20 protein-coding genes are annotated in these 17,803 nt (G+C 37.4%); 5 read left to right on the top strand and 15 right to left on the bottom strand.

All coding sequences use genetic code 11. The features are described 5' to 3' along the window. Window positions 1–8: 8 nt before the first annotated feature. The 8 genes from pstB to SNE38_RS15195 all read right to left on the bottom strand — a co-directional run bounded on the left by pstB (window position 9) and on the right by SNE38_RS15195 (window position 8,164). Complete coding sequence (gene pstB, locus SNE38_RS15230; protein ID WP_225223881.1) at window positions 9–752, bottom strand: phosphate ABC transporter ATP-binding protein PstB; 744 nt, start codon at window positions 750–752, stop codon at window positions 9–11. Between the two features lie 84 nt (window positions 753–836). Next, window positions 837–1,715: a phosphate ABC transporter permease PstA gene (gene pstA, locus SNE38_RS15225; protein WP_191704991.1), complete on the bottom strand. Its 879-nt coding sequence runs from the start codon at window positions 1,713–1,715 to the stop codon at window positions 837–839. A gap of 1 nt (window position 1,716) precedes the next feature. Next, on the bottom strand, window positions 1,717–2,661 hold the full coding sequence (pstC, locus tag SNE38_RS15220; RefSeq protein WP_191704990.1) for a phosphate ABC transporter permease subunit PstC: 945 nt from the start codon (window positions 2,659–2,661) through the stop codon (window positions 1,717–1,719). 102 nt (window positions 2,662–2,763) lie between these two features. Further along, entirely contained in the window at window positions 2,764–3,729 is a 966-nt protein-coding gene (locus tag SNE38_RS15215; protein ID WP_336046818.1) for a PstS family phosphate ABC transporter substrate-binding protein, read from the bottom strand. Between the two features lie 159 nt (window positions 3,730–3,888). Continuing rightward, a complete protein-coding gene (locus SNE38_RS15210; protein WP_191704988.1) occupies window positions 3,889–4,302 on the bottom strand; it encodes a response regulator in 414 nt (137 codons plus the stop codon). Between the two features lie 51 nt (window positions 4,303–4,353). Continuing rightward, a complete protein-coding gene (locus tag SNE38_RS15205) occupies window positions 4,354–6,564 on the bottom strand; it encodes a peptidoglycan D,D-transpeptidase FtsI family protein (protein WP_191704987.1) in 2,211 nt (736 codons plus the stop codon). A 267-nt stretch (window positions 6,565–6,831) separates the two neighbouring features. After that, window positions 6,832–7,275: a universal stress protein gene (locus SNE38_RS15200; protein WP_191704986.1), complete on the bottom strand. Its 444-nt coding sequence runs from the start codon at window positions 7,273–7,275 to the stop codon at window positions 6,832–6,834. Between the two features lie 130 nt (window positions 7,276–7,405). Beyond that, window positions 7,406–8,164, bottom strand: coding sequence for an SDR family oxidoreductase (locus SNE38_RS15195; protein ID WP_191704985.1), 759 nt, complete (start codon window positions 8,162–8,164; stop codon window positions 7,406–7,408). A gap of 151 nt (window positions 8,165–8,315) precedes the next feature. On the opposite strand from SNE38_RS15195, the gene SNE38_RS15190 reads away from it, so the two are divergent. After that, entirely contained in the window at window positions 8,316–8,888 is a 573-nt protein-coding gene (locus SNE38_RS15190) for a TetR/AcrR family transcriptional regulator (RefSeq protein ID WP_225223878.1), read from the top strand. 140 nt (window positions 8,889–9,028) lie between these two features. On the opposite strand, the gene SNE38_RS15185 is transcribed toward SNE38_RS15190, so the two are convergent. Next, window positions 9,029–9,634: a superoxide dismutase gene (locus SNE38_RS15185; RefSeq protein ID WP_191704983.1), complete on the bottom strand. Its 606-nt coding sequence runs from the start codon at window positions 9,632–9,634 to the stop codon at window positions 9,029–9,031. A 211-nt stretch (window positions 9,635–9,845) separates the two neighbouring features. Next, window positions 9,846–10,325 (bottom strand): DUF456 domain-containing protein, encoded by a 480-nt coding sequence (locus tag SNE38_RS15180; protein ID WP_191705030.1) that lies wholly within the window; start codon window positions 10,323–10,325, stop codon window positions 9,846–9,848. Between the two features lie 131 nt (window positions 10,326–10,456). Here SNE38_RS15180 and SNE38_RS15175 point away from each other — a divergent pair, with 131 nt between their 5' ends. From SNE38_RS15175 to SNE38_RS15160, 4 genes are all read left to right on the top strand, one after another. Continuing rightward, window positions 10,457–10,963, top strand: a complete 507-nt coding sequence (locus SNE38_RS15175) for a DUF1189 family protein (protein ID WP_191704982.1) — start codon at window positions 10,457–10,459, stop codon at window positions 10,961–10,963. A gap of 75 nt (window positions 10,964–11,038) precedes the next feature. After that, window positions 11,039–11,374 (top strand): hypothetical protein, encoded by a 336-nt coding sequence (locus tag SNE38_RS15170; RefSeq protein WP_191704981.1) that lies wholly within the window; start codon window positions 11,039–11,041, stop codon window positions 11,372–11,374. Window positions 11,375–11,504: 130 nt separating this feature from the next. Continuing rightward, window positions 11,505–12,608, top strand: coding sequence for a flavodoxin-dependent (E)-4-hydroxy-3-methylbut-2-enyl-diphosphate synthase (gene ispG, locus SNE38_RS15165; protein ID WP_191704980.1), 1,104 nt, complete (start codon window positions 11,505–11,507; stop codon window positions 12,606–12,608). An 18-nt stretch (window positions 12,609–12,626) separates the two neighbouring features. Continuing rightward, complete coding sequence (locus tag SNE38_RS15160) at window positions 12,627–13,202, top strand: hypothetical protein (RefSeq protein ID WP_191704979.1); 576 nt, start codon at window positions 12,627–12,629, stop codon at window positions 13,200–13,202. Between the two features lie 61 nt (window positions 13,203–13,263). Here SNE38_RS15160 and SNE38_RS15155 read toward each other — a convergent pair whose 3' ends face one another. Genes SNE38_RS15155 through SNE38_RS15135 form a run of 5 tightly spaced genes read right to left on the bottom strand, consistent with a single transcriptional unit; the run spans window position 13,264 to window position 17,793 of the window. Then, window positions 13,264–14,073 carry a C40 family peptidase gene (locus tag SNE38_RS15155; RefSeq protein WP_191704978.1) on the bottom strand — a complete coding sequence of 270 codons (810 nt, stop codon included), beginning with the start codon at window positions 14,071–14,073 and terminating at the stop codon, window positions 13,264–13,266. A 15-nt stretch (window positions 14,074–14,088) separates the two neighbouring features. Beyond that, window positions 14,089–14,856, bottom strand: coding sequence for a serine hydrolase (locus SNE38_RS15150; RefSeq protein WP_191704977.1), 768 nt, complete (start codon window positions 14,854–14,856; stop codon window positions 14,089–14,091). A 5-nt stretch (window positions 14,857–14,861) separates the two neighbouring features. After that, complete coding sequence (locus SNE38_RS15145; protein WP_191704976.1) at window positions 14,862–15,800, bottom strand: S66 peptidase family protein; 939 nt, start codon at window positions 15,798–15,800, stop codon at window positions 14,862–14,864. 3 nt (window positions 15,801–15,803) lie between these two features. Then, window positions 15,804–16,754: an oligopeptide/dipeptide ABC transporter ATP-binding protein gene (locus tag SNE38_RS15140; RefSeq protein WP_191704975.1), complete on the bottom strand. Its 951-nt coding sequence runs from the start codon at window positions 16,752–16,754 to the stop codon at window positions 15,804–15,806. Window positions 16,755–16,758: 4 nt separating this feature from the next. Continuing rightward, window positions 16,759–17,793, bottom strand: coding sequence for an ABC transporter ATP-binding protein (locus SNE38_RS15135; protein ID WP_191704974.1), 1,035 nt, complete (start codon window positions 17,791–17,793; stop codon window positions 16,759–16,761). Window positions 17,794–17,803 lie beyond the last annotated feature (10 nt).

Raw genomic sequence — 17,803 nt, 5'->3', positions numbered from 1 at the left:
CCCCTTCCCTATCCAAATCGACCTGATATATAATCTTCTGTACGCTGATCTGACGGCGTCGAGAAAATCGTATCTGTTTGATCAAATTCAATCACTTCTCCATTTAGGAAGAATGCAGTTTTATCCGAAATACGAGCAGCTTGTTGCATATTATGTGTGACAATTACAATCGAATATTGTTCTTTCATTTCCTGCACAAGTTCCTCTACTTTCAAAGTCGAAATTGGATCAAGCGCTGACGTCGGTTCATCCATTAAAATTACATCAGGTTCAATTGCTAAACACCGCGCGATACAAATACGCTGCTGTTGACCACCCGATAAACCATATGCATTTTCGTTTAAACGGTCTTTCACTTCATCCCAGATGGCTGCCCCCCGTAATGACTTTTCCACAATTTCATCTAAAATTTTCTTGTTTTTAATACCGTGGATCCGCGGACCGTAAGCGATGTTATCATAAATCGATTTTGGAAATGGGTTTGGCTTTTGGAAAACCATGCCGACTTTTGTTCGTAGTTCTTCCACCTCATAACCATTTGCAAAAATATTACGTCCTCTATAACTAATTTCACCCGCTGTACGTACGATAGGTACAAGTTCCACCATGCGATTTAAAGCTTTGATATACGTAGATTTCCCACAGCCTGAAGGACCGATAATGGCTGTCACTTCATTCTCCTGCATATTTAAATTAATATCTTTTAAAGCATGGTTACTCCCGTACCATAAGTTAAAATTATTTGATTGCATAACAATGGATTTACTATTAATTTCATGCACAGCATGCCTCGTTCCATTAAATTCAGTTAAAATTTGTACCATTCCATTTCACTCCTAGTAACGTTTTTGGAACTTATTTCGAATAAAGATTGCTATCGAGTTCATCGTCAATAGCACAACCATCAATACGATAATGCCTGCTGATGCAACATATTGAAATGCTTCCTGTGGACGCTTTGCCCAGTCAAAAATTTGCATCGGCAATGCCGTAAAAGTATCCAGGTAGCCAGTCGGCAAAAATTGTAAAATTACTGGGATTCCAATTACGACTAATGGGGCCGTTTCCCCAATTGCACGGGATAATGCCAAAATACTACCTGTCAAAATACCAGGAATCGCCGCTGGAATTATAACACGGACAATAGTTTGCCACTTTGTCGCTCCCATTCCAAATGAAGCTTCCCGCTGCTCGTTCGGTACTGCTCGGATCGCTTCTTGAGCCGCTACAATAATAACCGGCAGTATTAATAAACTCATCGTCAACCCAGCCGCTAAAATACTTTTTTCAAAACCAAACAATCGTACGAAAATTGTCAATCCAAGTAAACCGAATACAATGGAAGGGACACCCGCTAAATTGGAAATATTCATTCGTATAAAATCATTTAGTTTATTTTGCTTCGCATATTCTTCCAAGTAAATGGCTGTACTCACGCCTAAAATAATTGATACAGGTGCCACAACACTCATTAGCCAGAGTGAACCGATTAAAGCGGCTTTAATTCCTGCATTTTCAGGGATTCGAGAAGCAAAGTTTGTAATGAACTCCCAATCCAAAAAGCCTATTCCTTGCGATATAATCCGATACAGCAGCATCCCTAATGACACAAGAGCAAAGCTTGTGGCAATAAAAAAAATGAACTTCCACACTTTATTTGAAATGAGACGTTTATTCATTCGCTTCATGACTAGGTCTTCCTGTATATAGCGCATTTTAATACTCCTCTCTGAAGCGTTTTGAAATGTAGGATGCAAGTAGATTCATCATCAATGTAAATATAAATAATGTGAATCCTACTGCATAGATCGAGTAGTAAATTGTCGTTCCGTAACCTGCATCACCTGTAGTTACTTGAACAATATAGGCTGTCATAGTTTGAATGGAATCTGTAAACCCAAAGTCGAATTTTGGTGTAGATCCGCCTGCTAAGGAAACAATCATTGTTTCTCCTATTGCGCGGGAAATACCCAGTACAATGGAAGCGATAATACCGGATAATGCTGCAGGCAATACAATTTTAATTGCTACCTCGAACTTTGTTGCACCTAAACCTAACGCTCCTTCACGAATTGAACGGGGTACCGAGCTCATCGCATCTTCTGACATTGACGTAATCATTGGTAGAATCATAATGCCCACTACAATGCCTGGACTGATTGCATTGAAAATTTTAAGGTTCGGAATAAGTGCTTGCAAAATTGGCGTAATAAACGTTAAAGCAAAGAAACCGTAAACAATTGTCGGAACGCCTGCAAGCACCTCCAAAATAGGTTTAATGATTTTTCGTACACGCTCTGAAGCATATTCACTTAAATAAATTGCTGCACCTAAACCAAATGGAATTGCTACTAAAACAGCGATAAATGTAATTTTAAAAGTCCCTATTATTAACGGCAAGATTCCATACAACGGCTCTTTTCCCGAGAATGGTAGCCACTCTGTACCAAATAAATAGTCCATAATCGACACACGCGTGAAAAACTCTATCGTTTCAAAAATTAATGTAAATACAATCCCAAACGTTGTAAGAACCGAAATCGTCGCTGCCAGAAATAACCCTATCGGCACTAACTTTTCAATTACTTTCTTTCCTTTGCGATTGCGCGAACGCTCGATTAATTGTTGGACACTTGCTTGCTCCTGTTGTTTAAGAGCCATGAGCGAAAACTCCTTCCAAAATTCAATGATACATTTTACTGTTTATTTTCATCAAAAAACGTGAGGGGCATGAGAGCCACCCCACACTATTTCTCACTTCTCTTATTTTAAGCCTTCCAATACTTCTAAACTCTCATCATACTTTTCGGACGGTAAACTTACATAGCCAACAACTTCCGCCATTTCTCCGGCATTCTCTAAAGTAAACTTAATGAAATCATAAGTTGCTTCATTATCTTTTATCGCACTGTTTTTCACGTAAATGAACAGTGGACGGGACAATGGAGAATAGTCACCAGTTTCAATTGTGTCATTCGTAGGTTCGACACCATTCACAGTAACAACTTGCAATTTATCCTTGTTTTCCAGGTAATATGCATAACCGAAGTAACCGATCGCATTTTTATCTGCTGTTACGCCTTGGACCAATACATTGTCATCTTCAGATAATGTTGCAGATTTTACAATGTCTTCCCCATCTAAAATAACTTCATCAAAGTAATCATAAGTTCCTGAATCGGAGCCCGGTGAATAGAAAACAATTTCTTCTGCCGGCCAAGATGAATCGATATCAGACCATTTTTTTGTAGTTCCGTCCTCAACCCAAATTTGCTTTAATTGATCAACCGTTAAATCTTTTGCCCATGTATTTTCCGGGTGTACTACGACCGATAAACCATCGTAAGCCAATTCAAATTCCGTGTATTCAACACCCGCATTTTTAAGCTCTTCCACTTCCGAATCTTTAATTGGACGGGAAGCGTTAGAGAAGTCCGTTTCTCCATTAATGAATTTTTCGAATCCGCCGCCTGTACCGGATACACCAACTGCTACACGTACATCTTTTTGTACTGCTGCGTATTCTTCAACTAACGCTTCTGTAATTGGAGCTACTGTTGACGAGCCATCGCCTACTACATTACCTGATATTTGTGCACTTCCTGACTCAGCCTGTTCTGTTTGCGTTTCTGCTGATGTAGAAGATTCATCTTTTTCCCCGCCACATGCTCCTAAAAGAATTGCTGAACTAAGTAAAGCTGTTGATGTTAAGTACTGCCACTTTTTCATTTGTAATTCCTCCGCTTGTTTTAAAAATGTTTTTTCTTACAATTCCAACTATAATGAAAATTTGTTGAGCAAATATATTCCATTCGTTAATTGACCGTAAAGCTTTGTAAATAAAAAAGACAATTTGCATTATTTTCTGCAAATTGTCTCATTTTCTTATTATTGAACTTTTTTTACACTCTTTATGTTAATTAGTTTAACAGGATGTTCCGTAAATGTAGATTTATCCTTTTTTGTCTTTACAGTATGTACATGTAATAAAATTGTTTTTGCGTCTTTCGGATTCGCATACCCTTCAAATGTTACATTGTAAAGAACTGTGCCATCTCGCAACGTGACAGTAGCTTTTTTTGCATCCACCAGCTCCCTTAAATAAGGGTATGCTTTTACATTACGTTCTCTTTCTGCGCGTACTAGTCTTGGTTCTAATAATAGAAGAAGTCCTTCAAAAATAACGACGTAGATTACTGACATTAAAATGATTAACCAAGGTGGCATGTCCATAATGGCTAAAATCACTGCATTGCTTAAGGCACCAACAATGACGACTGTGTGCAAAATCTTTTTCTTCATTTTATATTTCTCCTTTAAAAAATCCCGTAGTATGAAACTACGGGAACTTTTTTATTCATTTACTGTTTCTACTTCTTCATCTTCATCCAGTTTTTCATCTGAATGCTTAATAATTGATTTTTCTACTTTACTAGTAGATAGACCCTCTTCTGCATATTTGTTTTTTAACTCAAAATAGGAATCAACTAATTCACGTGCTGTTAAATTTGCATGTGGCAAGTAATTATTATTGAAGATTGTAGTTGCCCATGGATAAATGATGGCATAGGCAATTTCAGGATTTTCAAATGGTGCATAGCCAACGTGTACGATATTAATCGTATTTGTTTTCCATTTATCTCGTTGTGGACCATAATAAACAACCTCTGCTGTACCTGTTTTACCCGCTCCTGTATAATCAGCTGTTTCAAACTGACGTTTAGCTGAGCCATTTACTCCAAAGTATACCCGACGCAAACCTTCTTGAACATGAGCAATTTCTGCTTCACTATTTTCAATTTTGTTTAAAATCGTTGGTGAAACTTCTTCAACCACTTGGCCTAAATATTTCCCATCTTTTGAAGGGTTACGAATTTCTTTCAGCATTCGTGGTTGAATACGGTACCCGCCATTTGCAATTGTAGAAATATATTGCGCCAACTGCATCGTTGTATAAGTATCAAACTGTCCAATAGCTAAGTTCAGCAATTTTACATCTGTATCCGGCTCTGCCTGATAACCAACTGTTTCTCCTGGCAAGTCAAGACCTGTTGGCACGCCTAAACCGAATTGTGCATACTCATTACGAATCGTTTGCAGCGTTCCTGGAGCTAGACTAAAGCGCATACCAGGTGAATACGTTCGACCGCCAATACCCATGGCAATTTTGAACATATAAACATTGGAAGACCGTTCTAATGCTGTTAAATCATCTAATATGACACTACCATGCTTATTAAATAGTGTATTTAATGTAATATTCCCGATACGCATTGGAGAATCGAGCATTCTTGTTCCTGGTTTTATAACTCCTTCGTTATAGCCCATTAATACAGTTGCTGCCTTTACTGTTGACCCTGCTTCATAGGCAGTTGTAAATGTACCATATGAATAATCGACAATATAAGGTTTGCCTGTCTCTTTATCTTTTTCTATTTTTTTGCCTACAACAGATAATAGTTCACCTGTTTTTGGACTCATTGCCACTAAAAAGGCACGATCTAATAATTCCGACCCATTTTTCGATTTTAAATCCAGTAGCTGACGCTCTAAAATTTCATCTGCTTTTTGCTGAAGTTCTACATCTAATGTAGTTACTAAATCCTTCCCTGGCAAACCATCAAAAGTCGTCACCGTTTCAACTACTTGACCTTTTTTGTTCGTAATATTTTTTACAACTGACTTTTCACCTTGTAGAATTTCCTCATATTGGGCTTCAAAATAACTCTCGCCTACACGATCATTTCGGGAATAATCCCTTGCTAAATAAAAGTTTAGTTTTGATTTCGGAACACCTTTACTTGGTACGGTTGTACGTCCTAAAATGGCTAAAGGTGATTGGCGGACACGCTTCCAATCCGTTGTTGTATTCACACCAGGTAAATCAGCCAATTGTTCAGAAACCCGTGCAAATTCTTCAGGTGTAACACTTTCCCCTTTAATAATTTGTGGAGATAAATTATACCCTGTCATCATTTCACGATAAATCGCTAGAACTTCTAAATCGAACTCAGTAAGTTGCTCAAGCTCTTTATCTGTAATTCGTTCACGTATTCGACGATCGAATTCTTGGTTGATTTCTTTTGTCTCCAGCTCTTCATTTTCGTTTCTGAACTTCGTCATTTCCTCTTGTGATACTTTTGCTAATGCATCTTCTTGGTTACGTAAAATCCAAAAGTCTAATTTATCTCGATATGTTACTTTATCAGTAGGCTGCTCGATCAAATGTGCAAGCTTTTCTGCTATTTCAAGCATTTCAGCAGATTTTGTCGTTTGCATTTTTGTATAAGTAATTGCATTTTCAGGCTGATTATCAACCAATATGCGACCATAACGGTCAAAAATCCTCCCACGCGGTACGCTTGTATTAACACGTACTTCCTCAGTACGTTCTAATTCACGCACATAATCCTCACCTTTAACAATTTGTAAATACCCTAGACGAAAAATTAGTACAGAGAACAGAACAAATATGGAAAAGAAAAGGATGTTCATTCGAAACGTTAAACTTGACCGTTGCTTTGCCTTCGGATTTTGCTGACGATTTGGCATAATTTTGCGCAACTGAAACTCCCCTCTCTTGCTTTATGTAGATTGTACATGAATGCTTAGTCATGCCTTTTAGTATAACACTGAAAACCTATTGAAAAAAGAGTTCAGATTTATATCATTCATCTTTTAGACGGTTCTATTGTCGTAAAGTTTCATAGGAAAGATGAAGGCTATGCTAAAGGTCGAAATGACATTTAACACAGCCTTCATTCGCAAAAAATATTTAATAAGTTAAGGATTAGGTAAGATAATCCCTGTCCTTACAACCCGTTAAATCATTTATAGATTTCTTACAACAAGTACATCGCATTTTGCAGTTCGTACAATTGCTTCAGATACAGAGCCCAGGAAAAAACGTGCTAGCTCTCCTTTACCTGTGACACCGCAAATTATTAGATCAATTTGTTTTTGCTTAGGAAAATCCCTTGCTATGATTTCCTTAGGTGTCCCATACTCCATTATTTTATATATACTGTCATAACCTAATTGTACTGCAATTTCTTCATATCCATCCAGCATATCCTTCTTACTTTTAGCATATTGATCCGCTAAATCAAAATTGTATCCTTCTGAAAACGCAAAGGAACGAGTATCAATTACATGAATGATATATAGCCTACTGCCGACATTGTTGATTGCAACTTGCACCGCTCTTTTAAATGCAATCTTCGCTTCACTTGACTCATCCACAGCGACCAATATATTTTTATACGTCATGCTCATTTATTCCTCACCTCTTTACACTTTATTCAGACACGATTGCTTTATATGTACTATCCTCTTCAAAAGAGGATATAAATTCAAAAAAAAACAGTTCTGAAACCGAAGTTCCAAAACTGCTTAAAAAAAACTATTAGTAAGTTGTCCAACCTGCATCAGCTGTAATAATCTGACCATTAATGAAACTTGAATCTTCTGAGCCTAAAAAGACTGCTAAGTTTGCGATTTCTTCCGGATTACCAACACGTGGAATCAACGCAGAACCTTTTTGTTGTTGCCCAGCACCATACTGGCTTATGTTTTGCATTGATTGTTGAATATTTGTCATAACAGCACCCGGTGCAATACCATTTACACGAATGCCTGATTGCGAGAACATGAATGCTGTATTTTTCGTTAACCCAACTACTGCATGCTTTGAAGCTGTGTAGGCAGCGCCTGCGCGGCCTCCATTTAAACCACCTGCAGAAATATTGTTTACAATGATACCATGTCCTTGTTTAAGGAACATATCAGTTGCTATACGCATCGACTTCATAACAGACGTTGTGTTTACAGCAAAAATCATATCCCAACGAGCATCCGTAATTTCATTTACTGGCTCAAAACCATCCATGATTCCAGCATTATTTACTAAAATGTCTAATTGACCAAATTTTTCAATTGTTGTATCAAATAATTGTTGTAAGTCTTCATCTTTTATTACGTTTGTTCCGATTGCAAATGCTGTGCCACCATTTGCCGTAATTTCATCTGCAACAGTTTTTGCGCCTTCTTCATTTAAATCGGAAACAACTACCTTGGCACCTTCTTTAGCATATGCTTCAGCAATTGCCTTCCCCATACCAGATGCAGCTCCTGTAACGATCGCTACTTTATTCTGTAATTTCAATTAAATCTCTCCTTTTAAATCGAAGTTATTGTACATCTGTTCAATAAAAATTATAATTGAAAGAAAAAAAATGCACAAACGACAGTTATATGAACTTTAGTTTATTATTCAACACTTTTTTAATTTTATGTTCATTAAAGGGGGAAATATTTTGGATTTACGTGTAAAGAAAACACACGACAACCTACAAAAGGCATTAATAGTTTTATTAAATCAAAAATCATTAGAAAATATATCGGTTGCAGAAATATGTCGCATTGCTGAAATTAATCGTGGAACTTTTTATTTGCATTATAAAAACGTACACGGAGTCTTTGAACGCTACTTTAATGATATCGTTAAAGATTTAAAACTTTCTTATGATTTTCCATATGATGTTACTAAAGATAATTTAGCTATGCTAACACCTGAAATGATTCAAATTTTTCACCACGTCAAAAAGTATGAAGCTTTTTACCGCATTGTTTTTGATGAAAAAACACCTATGCTTTACTATCACAAATTATTAAAGACGATTCGCTTATTCGTTATCGAATCACATACCAAAGAGACGGAGCACATGTCAGACCAGCAGCTTGAATACTTAGCAAGCTATACTGCAAACTCCATCATTGGCCTGCTCCTCCAGTGGCATAAAGAAGATTATGTACTTTCACCTGAAACTTTAAATCAATATATTTATGACTTTTCCCGCTTAAAAGAAACATTGCAAAAGATAATATAAAATAAACTAATGTGGAAGAAATCAATAAAAAAACGCATGGGAAGCGATAATACTTCCCATGCGTATCTTTCAGATAATTATTTTGCACCTGTCGCATTGCTTTCGGTGCAGAAGTAATTAAAATTGAATTTCAATTTTAATTATTTTGCAGCTTGGAATTTAGCTTCTACTACGTCCCAGTTCACTACGTTCCAGAATGCACCGATGTAGTCTGGACGACGGTTTTGGTAGTTTAAGTAATAAGCATGCTCCCAAACGTCTAAGCCTAGGATTGGTGTTTTACCTTCCATTACTGGAGAGTCTTGGTTTGGAGTTGAAGTAACAGCTACACCGTCACCTTCAACGATTAACCAAGCCCAGCCTGAACCGAAACGAGTTGTTGCAGCTTTAGCAAACTCTTCTTTGAAAGCGTCGAATGAACCGAATTTAGCGTCGATTGCTTTAGCAACTTCACCTACTGGAGTGTTTGAACCGCCTGGAGCGATTAATTCCCAGAATAATGTGTGGTTAGCATGTCCGCCACCGTTGTTACGTACAGCAGTTTGTTTGTCAGCTGGTAAAGCATCAATGTTAGCGATTAACTCGTTGATGTCTTTGTCAGCATATTCAGTACCTTCTACCGCTGCGTTTAAGTTTGTTACATAAGTATTGTGGTGTTTTGAATGGTGAATTTCCATTGTTTTTGCATCGATATGTGGTTCTAATGCATCGTAAGCGTAAGTTAATTCTGGTAATTTGAAAGCCATGTTTCTATTCCTCCCTGGAACATATAATTAATGTTGATTACAATACTAGGTTATCAAAAAATGATTCGTCATTCAATCAAAAAAACTGTAATAATAACATTTCAGTCTTTTGACTGACAACCATCTATTTCTTGCATTGCCTGTTGTCTGTAATCTTATTCAATACTAGTGTAAGCGATACAAGTTAAGATTTACAAATATTTGCTCCTTATTAAATCGCAATAATAAATATTACAATCATGACCACCTGTATTATTCCTTTTGTCACAACAGAAGTTAAAAATCCCACTACCGAGCCAATGCCTACTTGAATGGCCTGCTGTAAATTACTGCGAGTAACTATCAATTCACCAATGATAGCACCAATAAAGGGTCCTGCTATAATTCCCGCAAATGGAATGACGAATGGTCCAATTAATAGACCGATAGTGCTCCCCCACATCCCTGCTTTAGAACCTCCAAATTTCTTGACACCTATTAAATTGGAAATCGTATCAGCAACAAATAGCAAAACTACAAATAAAAGCTCAATTACCCAAAACCACCAAGGTAATTCTCCAAAGCCGTAAAATAAACCATAAACAATAAATCCGCCTAGTAAAAATATGACAGAAGGTATAATCGGATAGACTAAACCGATAAACGCGATCACAAATAAAGCTATAATTAGTACCCATGCAATGATATCTATATGTTCCACATCCTTTAAAAGCGTATTCACAAATTATACGAAAAAAACAACGAAAAGATTCAATTTTAACTTATCAAGTTCAAATAACATTTTGTTCATGTTAAACTACTGTTTAAAGGAGCCACATACATATGAAAATTTCGCACATGCAGCTATTTATTCATAGCTTAACCAACCCTAGAAAACTTGGACCTTATCGAATTCTTTCAATAGGAAAAGTAATGCAATATGCCTTTTTAATGATTACGCTAATAACAGCATTTTCATTCGGTCAATTTATTAATGGTGGAACAGACGAGATTTTCAGTTACTCTGAAATCGAACTGTATGCTCAAGATATTCAATGGATTGTTTATCCTATTGCCATTATTTTTTTATTCGTTTTAAATACTTCAATCTATTTTGTGAAAGTAAGTTTATTTGCGCTTGCAGGGCAGTTTTTTATTAAGCCGATGAAGCGTCGTGGAGAATATCGCCAAGTATGGCGGACCGCTGTATTTGCAAGTACATGGGGAACATTTATCACGATGTTCGGAAATTTATTTCCTATTTCATCAACAGTTGCTACCCTTATTAGTATTTTTATTACGATGCTATTTATTATAATTGCCTTAACGAAATATCCGATTGAAAAATAATAAATTCTCCTTATGAATCATATAGTTTAACTACCTGTGTTTGTGAGTTAAATTGTAGAGATAAGGAGGATTTTTTTGCGCTTTTTAATAGCTTCCATTGTGCTTTTATTAATTGCATTTGTCATTAAAGTAGATTTACAAGAAGGCACTCTGCCTTTAACATCCTTTTACGCCTCTACACAGTCCTGTGATGAAATCCTGCAAGAAAGCTATGTTGTCGTAAAAATCCAACAAGATGATACAATTTACAGCCTATTCTCAGCAACTCCCTCTCCAGTTAAAACAACTTTCCCTGAAAGACTTGCACAATTCTATAAATTGAACCCACATTTGAATTTACAGCCACTTGTTCCAGGTGACACAGTGTTCGTACCAATTATCTCTCATGCGAAGGAAAATTGCACAAAATGAATTCGTAACGTTTCTTCCTTGTTCTTCTTTTCATACACTGATAAAATAAGGAACAGTGACGGCTTACATATCGTTATATCTTTTAGGTGATGTAACAACATTAACAAGCCTGAGAAGGAGAGAATTTTTCATGAGTGAAATCGTTCACCGTACGAAAACACGTCCTGTACGTGTCGGTAACTTAACAATTGGTGGGAATAACGAAGTCATAATACAAAGTATGTGTACGACAAAAACACATGATGTTGAAGCAACTGTTGCTGAAATTAAACGTTTAGAAGAAGCTGGATGTCAAATTGTACGTATTGCAGTTCCAGATGAGCGTGCAGCTGATGCAATACCGGAAATAAAAAAACAGATCAATATACCTTTAGTTGCAGATATTCACTTTGATTACAAATTAGCATTAAAAGCCATTGAAGGTGGTATCGATAAAGTTCGAATTAACCCGGGGAATATTGGGCGACGCGAAAAAGTAGAAGCCGTAGTAAATGCTGCTAAAGCGAAAGGGATTCCAATTCGTATTGGTGTAAATGCTGGTTCTTTAGAGCGCCATATCCTTGAAAAATACGGCTACCCTACTGCAGATGGTATGGTTGAATCTGCGTTACACCATATCAAAATTCTAGAAGATCTAGATTTCCATGACATAATCGTATCAATGAAAGCGTCTGACGTTAACCTTGCGATCGAAGCCTATGAAAAAGCTTCTAAAGCATTTAACTACCCGCTACACTTAGGAATTACAGAGTCTGGTACATTATTTGCCGGAACAGTAAAATCCGCTGCGGGGTTAGGTGCCATTTTATCTAAAGGTATCGGTAATACACTACGTATTTCTTTATCAGCTGACCCTGTTGAAGAAATTAAAGTTGCGCGCGAATTACTAAAATCATTTGGTCTAGCTTCAAATATGGCAACATTAATTTCTTGCCCGACATGTGGTCGTATTGAAATCGATTTAATTTCGATTGCTAATGAAGTGGAAGAATACATTTCAAAACTAAGTGTTCCATTAAAAGTAGCTGTACTTGGCTGTGCAGTAAACGGACCTGGTGAAGCACGTGAAGCAGATATCGGAATAGCTGGTGCTCGCGGTGAAGGACTGTTATTCATGAAAGGAAAAACAGTTCGAAAAGTACCAGAAGAAACAATGGTGGAAGAACTAAAAAAAGAAATCGATAAATTAGCGGCTGAAATGGCGGAAAAACGCGAAGCAGAAGCAAACGTATAAAGAAATGGAGCAATGGAAATGACAAACTTAAAGCATCGATTTGGTATTGATATTGATGGGACAGTTACATGTCCTGCTACATTAATTCCACATATTAATAAACAATACAATATTAATATGACGCTACAGGATGTAACGGAATATGATTTTTTAAGCGGGTTTCCATATCCAGTTGATCGCGCACAATTTCAAGCTTGGTTTAAAGAAAATGAACCCCGCCTGTATGAAGTGAGTGAACTGGCTGCCGATGCACAGCATATATTGTCGGCTTGGCAACAGCAATATGAGCTTTATTATATTTCGGCACGTGGGGAAAATGTTTTTGACATTACGAAAACATGGTTCGAAAACTACAAAGTACCTTACGATCATATCGAATGTATCGGTAGTCACAACAAAATAGAAGTGGCAAAAAAGCATCGTGTAGAGGCCTTTTTTGAGGATAAACATGATAATGCAGTGGAAATTGCTGAGGAACTTAAAATCCCTGTCATCCTTTTCGATACGCCTTACAATCAAATGAGCGTACCGAATAACGTTGTTCGTGTTTATAATTGGACAGAAGCAAACGAATGGATTCAAAAGAACTTTTAAAAATCAGCACAAAATTAGAGGCGAGTTAAAAGCAAACACTTTTAACTCGCCTCTTGTTGATTTAAAATATACTCCCATATTCAGTAATCGTCGTTGCCAAGTCGTGGCGGTACTCTGCATGCTGCGGGTTTAAGCTATTGACATTCACTTCATTGCCACCGAGCGAAGAATGTATGTACAAGCCTTCCCCAATATACAATGCAACATGACCTGGGAACATAATTAAATCGCCGCGCTTTAGCCCTTCCTTTTCAATTTTACGTATTGGGAAACCGTCCAATATTTTTGCATCCCGGTAAATGTATGCACCATTCAACATATATGCCATGGATACAAGACCTGAACAGTCGATGCCTAAAGGAGATTTTCCACCCCAGCGATACGGTGTACCAATATATCGAAACGCATCCTGAACAACTTGCTCACGGAAAGCCAATTCATCTGTCGTGTACACTTTTACACGCTTTTGAATCCATTCGGAACGGACATAGCCAACTTCACCTGTTACTAACACTACCTTTGTCCAAGTAGCATCCAAATCTGCTTCCAGCACAACCTGAATAAACGAACCGCGCGTTAACGTAATAATTTTACTGCTTTGAATTTTCGGTCTAACTAGCACATCGGCAAAGTTTTGAATTACAACATAATCCGCATCAACCCATGAAAGTAAATCTTCACTTCCCATGTGCAAATTCGTTTTTAGAGTATAGCCTTCATAACGATAAAACGTTCGAATTTTTACCCATGTCTCTTCGATGTCCTCCAACACCTGAACTGGCATTCCATAAAGTGCTTCATCGGTTAACTCCGAATTTACATCTGTACTCTCGTGTAGATTTGCTATCATTACTTTCACTACTGCGTTCAAAATTTCCCCTCCCCACTATTTCGTAAAATGGTCATACACAACTTTCGAAATTGCTCCAATATATTGCTTTGCCTTATCGTTATCTTCAACTTCAGATATAAACACACCTATAAAATAGTCGCATTCTTTCGTAAAGACAATGCCTGCATCATGATCGACTGTATCAAGACCACCTGTTTTATGAGCCATTTTTACATGATCGACAATATAACGCTTAAGTGACTCATGACTGCGTTGACGACATAATATATCGATTGCTATATCATTCCATTTTTTTGAAAGTAGATGACCTTCATAAATTTGCTGGAACAAACGCTGTATATCAGAAGCATTCGTTACATTATCCATTCCTAGCTTTTGCCGTTGAAAATCCATCATTTTACGTTGCACACGCGTATTTTTAAGTCCGAATTCGTTAAAGTAATTATTCAACGTATCCATACCTAAAAAATCGATACATACATTTGTCGCAGTATTATCACTTGTAATAATCATCCATAACAATAACTCATACAGTGTAGCACTCGTTTGCTCTTGTTCTGTAAGGACACTAAAATCAACGACATTCTCGTCTGCAATTTCCACTATCTGCTGCAGGTCACCGTTCGTTTTTTGTAAATGTACCAAAATAGCCATTAATATAGGTACTTTAATAATACTTGCGCTACTAAATACTTCCTGCTCACGTAATTGAAATGCAGGGCTGGATGTTTTATAGTCCTCGACAACGATATGTACTTTGTAAGGACATTGCTCAATTAATTTCTCAATTTGATTTTTCATCCGGTTTACCCGACTACTCGTATCGTTTTATTCGTTGCATCCATCGTAATTGTTTTTCCAAGTGGTAATGACATTGTCGGCAACATATGACCACATGTGACATTCATTAAAATTGGGATATTTAATGGAGCCAAAATTTCTTCAAATACAGTAATTAAATCCAAATTATTTTCCGGATTTTTCGCATCCATTGGTCCGCAATCTGTCCAACCACCAAGTAAAATACCCGCCAGTTCATTTAGTTTCCCCGACGTTGAGAGTTGCGTTAACATACGGTCAATACGTTGTACATTTTCATCGATATCTTCCAAAAATAATATCTTTCCCTTTAAATCAATTTCAAAAGGTGTTCCTAAAGATGCTGTGACAAGCGTTAAATTACCACCTACCAATTGCCCTGTAGCAGCACCAGAAACAAGAGTTTCCAGCGGATCGTCTTTCGCATTTTCAAGTAAATAGTCGCTCCAATTGGTATTGGTAACACTTTTAATGAAATATTCCCAAGTATATTCATCCATATTTTCCTTTATGAATTCTGTCGATGGCATTGGCGTGTGGTAAGTAACAAATCCACATATCTGATTGAAAACGGTGTGCAGTGCAGTTACATCACTATATCCAGCAAAAACCTTCGGATTATTTGAAATCAACTCCAAATCAAGCATCGGTAAAATTCGTGTTGCCCCGTACCCACCTCGAATACAGAAAATACCGTCAATTTCAGCGTTGGCAAACATTTCATTTACCTCTTTTGCGCGTAATGCATCATCTCCACCGAAATAGCCATGACGTGTACGGCAAGTTTCACCAACTACTACACGAAACCCCAACTTTTCTACGGCTTCAATAGCAGGCTGCAAGCGCTCAGTCGGTGTAGCACCTGATGCACTTATTAGCGCAACGGTGTCCCCCATTTTTAACGACTTCGGGATCACAATACTCATCGATTACACTCCTTTTCCTACAAGAACAGCTTTGTATTGTTCTTGTTCCTCTTTATTCGCCAATACGAAATGACCTTCTTCAATCTCAACAAATTCAGGTGGATCCATCTCATATTGATGAACGGATGGATCGTAAACTTGCAGCTTTTTTTGGCGTTCCTTAATAGGGTTCGGCTCGGGTACAGCAGTTAAAAGTGCTTGAGTATACGGGTGAAGCGGATTGTTAAACAGCTTTTCCGTTTCTCCAAGCTCAACAATTCTCCCTTTATAAATTACAGCAGTACGATTTGTAATGAAGCGTACAATAGATAAATCGTGAGCAATGAATAAATAGGTTAAATCGCGGTCCTCCTGCAAATTAGATAATAAATTCAATACTTGAGCACGAATCGAAACATCCAAAGCTGAAATCGGTTCATCCGCTACGATAAATTCCGGCTCCATCACAAGCGCACGAGCAATCCCGATACGCTGACGCTGACCACCAGAAAACTCATGGGGGAAACGAGAAGCGAATTCCGGGAGTAACCCTACTTCCATTAATGCTTTTTTTACTTTTTCAATACGCTCTTGCTCACTGCTATACTTTTTATTATTTATTAATCCTTCCGAAACGATATAATCAACTTTCGCACGCTCGTTTAATGAAGCACCAGGATCTTGGAAAATCATTTGTATTTTTTGTGTAATTTCACGATCCCATTCTTTTGTTATGCGCCCATTGATTGGTTTACCATGAAAGAGAATCTCTCCGTTTGCAACTGAGTTGAGACGCATTATCGCTCGCCCTATCGTTGTTTTACCTGACCCTGATTCACCTACAAGACCGAATGTTTCTCCTTTATATATATCGAAGCTTACATTATCAACCGCTTTAAATTGTTTTTTTCCTGTACCGAAAATGATATCAATATTTTTAATTTCAATTAGTTTTTCTCTAGAAGTTTTACTCATATACTTATTGTCCCTCCCCTTTGAAAAATGCTAGCAACACTTCTGGAGGACTTACCTGTGGCGCTTTTGGATCGAGAAGCCATGTCCTTGCATAATGTGTATCGCTAACTTTAAAGAAAGGAGGACGTTCAACAAAATCAATTTTTAAGGCATACTGATTTCTCGGTGCAAACGCATCCCCTTTAATTTCCTTAAATAAATTCGGAGGCGTACCTTTAATCGAATAAAGCTCTTGCCCTTTTATTCCTAGCTGGGGTAAGGATGAAATTAGTGCCCACGTGTACGGGTGTTTAGCATTGAAAAATACTTCGTTCGTTTGGCCAACTTCGATAATGTCCCCTGCATACATTACCGCAATTCGGTCGGCAACTTTTGCGACTACACCTAAATCATGCGTAATGTAAATTGTCGTCAACAAATATTTCTCCTGCAAGTTAGTCAATAGCTGTAAAATTTGCGCTTGAATGGTTACATCTAAAGCGGTTGTCGGCTCATCACAAATTAAAATCTGGGGATTGCATGCAACTGCGATTGCAATAACAATACGTTGACGCATGCCTCCTGAGAATTCGTGCGGGTATTGCCCATAGCGTCTTTCTACCTCATGAATCCCAACATCGCGCAGTAACTGCAACGTTTTTTCATAGGCGTCTTTTCCTTTTAATCCTTGATGTAAAATAACACTTTCTTCAATTTGCTTGCCAATCGTTTTTAGCGGATTAAGTGACGTCATCGGATCTTGCGTCACCATTGCTATTTTTTTACCTCGCACTTTAAGCCAATCTGCTTCTGTTTTGAATTTTGATAAATCATGCCCATCAAAGATGATTTGACCTGAGTCAATATAACCGTTTTTATCGAGTAGTCCCATAATGGATTTTACTAAAACGGATTTACCTGATCCTGATTCCCCTACAATCGCAAGGCTTTCCCCTTTATATAAATCCAGTGAAATATCACGGATGGCTGTTAATGTTTGACCTCGTAATTTAAATTTAATGACTAAATTTTCGATTGATAATATTTTTTCCTGTTCCATTTAACGCCTT

Source organism: Solibacillus ferritrahens (genome assembly GCF_037027585.1).
In the GTDB taxonomy this organism is placed as follows: Bacteria; Bacillota; Bacilli; order Bacillales_A; family Planococcaceae; genus Solibacillus; species Solibacillus ferritrahens.
This window is presented reverse-complemented; position numbering and strand designations above follow the sequence as displayed.